A 4,041-nucleotide genomic window follows, 5' to 3' on the forward strand; every position below is an offset into this window, starting at 1 on the left:
GTTGTTGTTGACGAACTCCGCGGTGACGAACAACGGCGCCGCGTAGGTCATGTCCTTGTCCTTGCATTCGTCGATCGAGGCCTTGACCTCTTCGAACCGGGGCTCGGAGAGGGTCAGCGACATCGTCGCCGCATAGTCTTCGATGGGGCTCATCTCCGCGAGCACCTCAGCCAGACCACCGGCGGGCGAAAGGCCGCGGGCCACCGCACGCTCCAGCGCGGCCCGGGCCCCGGTCAGCCATTCGAAGGATTCCGTCTGTATCGCCAGTAGCCCCGGAATCTCCAGGGGTTCGCGGATCCGGGCGAAGGACAGCCGCCGCGATCCGGAATCCGTTCGAGCTGCGGCCGATCCGGCCTCGTTGTCGGGGTGGTTCGCGTATGCCACGCTGCGTCCTTCCGGCACCTGGTAACGCCCGGATATCCGGGTGTTACGGGCTCTGCTCGTCCTGTGGGCGGTGTTCGATACGCGCGGCGCGAGAGGCCGTCCGAGCAGACCCGACGACGAACCGTGGAAAGGCGCGCGGACAGCGCCGCTTTCCACGGTCATTTCATATTTCGAGAGTCGGACAGCACACGCTTCGGCGCGAATCCCCAAATTACACCCGCAACCAACATTTGTCGAGAGCGCAGCAAAAAATAAAACACACATAATTGGTGTGTTCCCGTTTCAAGAATTACATCTCCACACGGCCCGCGTCAAGCCTTCGGGCAGAAACTCGCGCTCCGCCGCCGCCACAGGCCTCGGGCATGGGCCGATACCGGGTTCCGATGGGGCTCGCGCCGGACCCGACCGGCCCGGAACCACCCTGGGCGCCCGGAATTCCCGGCCGGTACCCGAACGGGCCCTCGGCCGTCCGGAGCCGAAAGACAAGACGACACCGGCACCCCGCTCACATTTCCCGATATCCGCGCATGAAAAGCGAGCCGTCCGCTCACTGATTCGATCCCCACTCCCCTTTAGAATATAACGCACCGGAAATTCTCCGTGTATCCGGGTCCGGAAAAATGGACCATCGGCAGAAAACACACCGGAATCGACTCGGGGGACTACGCGATGGTCCGCACGAACTTCCGGGCGTGCGGTTGGTAAGACCATCCAGGCGCGGTGACGACGGAGGCGGGGCGGTCCAGGTATTCGACGATCATCGGCGTGCCCGGCATCCGGGCGGCCTTCCTATCCGCTCATTCCGGGAAGTATGCGGGGTCGGGCCGGCAGGTGATATCGGTCGCGGGCAGGGTGCCGTCGCGCAGGTAGCTGTTGACGATATCGTTCACGCACGGGCTCAGGCCGGTACGGAAGGCACCGTGTATCCGGGTGTCCGCCAGCGTGACCAATCGTGATGCCGGCAGGGCCCGGCGCATCGCGACACCCTCCGAATACGCGGTACGGGTATCGCCGGTGGCCTGCAGGATCAGGGCCGGCGTCGCGTTACCCACCTCGGTGGGAGGTTCGACCGGGTCCGGCCAGTAGGCGCAGGCGGTGATGTTGTTGGCGAACGCTCCGAACACCGGCTGGGTCGGGCGGGCTCCTTCGATATTGCGGTAATACCACGCGGGATCCCGGGGAGCCGCCTTGTCACCGCACAGGACCGCGGCCATACCCGGGGTCTCCAGCGGAACGGCCCCGGTGATCTTCGCCTTCAGCCGTTCCATATCCAGGGGCAGCCCGGCCACCGCGTCGGCGACGAGGCGCACCACCTCGGCGAGGTCGGCGTTCAGCTTCGGGTTCGACAGCAACGCCAGCAGCCCGATCGGTATCGTGTGCTCATCCACGACATAGCCGTCCGCGTAGATCGGATGGGCCGCGGCGCGCCGGATCAGATCCTCCACGAACGCCCGGACCTGCGGCCCGGTGCTCCCGAAATGGTATTCACCGTCATGGCGGGCGGCCCACCGCGCCCAGTCGTCCAGCCCGGCCTCGTTGGCGGCGCCCATATCCTGATAGACGCCGATCCAGTAGCGATCCGGATCGATCGCACTGTCCAGGACCATCCGGTCACCGCGGCCGGGGAACATCACGGTGTACACGGCTCCCAGATAGGTCCCGTAGGAACCGCCGAAGTAGTTGAGCGTGGGTTCACCCAGGGCACCCCGGATGACGTCCATATCGCGGGCCGTGTTGCGAGTGGTGACGTAGCGGGTCTTCTCGGGATCCGTTACCAGGCAGGAGGCCGCCAGAGCCGCGGCCAGCGTGGTGTCGCGCGCGTAACCGAAGATATCGAAACCCGCCGAGTACAACATGGTGGGCAACGGCAACGCGCAGTGCACCCGGTCCGATCGGCCGATTCCGCGTGGATCCATGCCGATCAGGTCGTAGCGGGCACGCACCTCCGGGGAGAAGGGCCGGGCACCGGCCATCATGGCCAGGCCCGGGCCGCCGGGGCCACCGGGGTTGGACAGCATGATCCCGCGTCGCCGGGCCGGATCGGTCGCCGGGATACGCGAGATCGCGACGGTCAGCGTGCGGTGATCCGGACGGCTGTAGTCCAGCGGCACCAGCACACCCGCGCATTGGGCGCCGGCGGCGTCGAGAACCGGGTCGTCACACGGCTTCCAGTCCGGCTGCTGCCGGTAGTACCGCTCCAGCCCGGCACCGATGCCGTCGTCCGGGGCGGCGTCCACCGGTCCCGCGGGCAGCACGACCAACGGCGCGATCACCAGCACGAGCCACCTGAGCCACCGGCGTTTCACCCTGCGACCCTATCGCCCCGAGACCCGTCCACCCGCCCGGCCGCGCCGCCGCGCCGCGGTGTGTCGCCGACCGGTCGGACATCACGGGCACAGCCGGAGGGCCGCTGTCTCGCCTGGGTTCACAGGTCAGGGTCGGATCCATTCGCACGGCGGACCAGCACACGGGTAGTGCTGCCGTCATCCTCTTCGATATCGCGCACCTGCCGGAAGCCGATCCTGCTCAACAGCCGCAGCGAGGGTGCGTTCGGGGCGGCGACGGTGGCGTACACCTCGTCCAGCCGGAGGCTGTCGAAACCGTAGGAGACCAGTGCCGCCGCCAATTCGGTGCCGAGGCCGGACCCCCACGCGGCCGGGGTCAGCGCGTAGATGATCTCGTGGCCGCCGACAGCCTCGCTCGGCTTGATCTCGGCATGCCCGATCATGATCCCGTCCCGGCGCACTACCCAGACATCGAACAGATCCCGCGGGTAGACCTTCGTGAACAGCCGCCGGAACAGCGCCCGGTCCGCGGCTTCCGAGGCGGGCCCGTCACCCATCCACCGCGACACCCTCGTGTCCTGGAAGAGTGCGACGAAATCCGCCTCGTCGGCCCGCACGTACGGTTCGAGGAGAAGTCGCTCGGTTCGCAGCGTCGGGACCACCCCGGCGACGCTACCGCCCCTCGGCGGATCGCGCCGAGGGGACGGGCGGTGCGGGCGTCGACTCCGCGGGCGCCGGAGTCCCGGGTCGCGGTTACGCCCGCGCCCCGGCCAGCGGCGTGGTCCAGGCATCGTATTCGTATACCCAGTCGCCGTTCCCGGCGGTCTTCAGCCATTCGTTGGACCGTGAACCCTGCTGGATCCGCGCGGTCCGGTCCTTGCGGGCGTTCTCGTACCCGGCCAGCGCCGCGGCCGTGGACGGGTAGTCGTCCGAGCCGAGGCAGCGTGCCAGCACCACCGCGTCCTCGATCGCCTGACCGGCGCCCTGGGCCATGAACGGCATCATCGGGTGGCAGGCGTCACCGAGGAGCGCGATTCCGTCCCGCGTCCAGGCAGCAAGCGGATCGCGCACGTAGAGGGCGGATTTCAGCACGTCGTCGCAGGCATCGAGCAGGGCGCGCGCCTCCGGATGGAAATCCCGGTACAGCTCACGTAGCTCGTCGGCGCTGCCGGGCGTCGTCCACGACTCCTCGGTCCACTCGCGCTGCGCGCAGGTGGCGAAGATGAAGATGTCCTTGCCCCGGCGCAGCGGGAAGGTCACGATCTGCGTGGCGGAGTCCGGCCCCCACCATTTGGTGAAGCTGTCCAGATTCGGCACCGAGGCGACGGCGGCCGCCGGTACCACCGCGCGAAACGCCACGACACCGGTGAAC

General features: G+C 67.9%; 4 protein-coding genes. All 4 read right to left on the reverse strand.

What is annotated here, in order from left to right:
• Window positions 1–312: hypothetical protein (locus tag ACWDU1_RS30310; RefSeq protein WP_450003716.1), on the reverse strand; the 312-nt coding region annotated here is incomplete at its 3' end.
• 869 nt (window positions 313–1,181) lie between these two features.
• Window positions 1,182–2,690, reverse strand: coding sequence for an alpha/beta hydrolase (locus ACWDU1_RS30315; RefSeq protein WP_450003713.1), 1,509 nt, complete (start codon window positions 2,688–2,690; stop codon window positions 1,182–1,184).
• A 119-nt stretch (window positions 2,691–2,809) separates the two neighbouring features.
• Window positions 2,810–3,331 (reverse strand): GNAT family N-acetyltransferase, encoded by a 522-nt coding sequence (locus ACWDU1_RS30320; protein ID WP_450003714.1) that lies wholly within the window; start codon window positions 3,329–3,331, stop codon window positions 2,810–2,812.
• A 91-nt stretch (window positions 3,332–3,422) separates the two neighbouring features.
• Window positions 3,423–4,041 (reverse strand): FAD-dependent monooxygenase (locus tag ACWDU1_RS30325; protein WP_450003715.1); only part of this gene is annotated, 619 nt, incomplete at its 5' end.

The organism is Nocardia sp. NPDC003345, assembly GCF_053589395.1.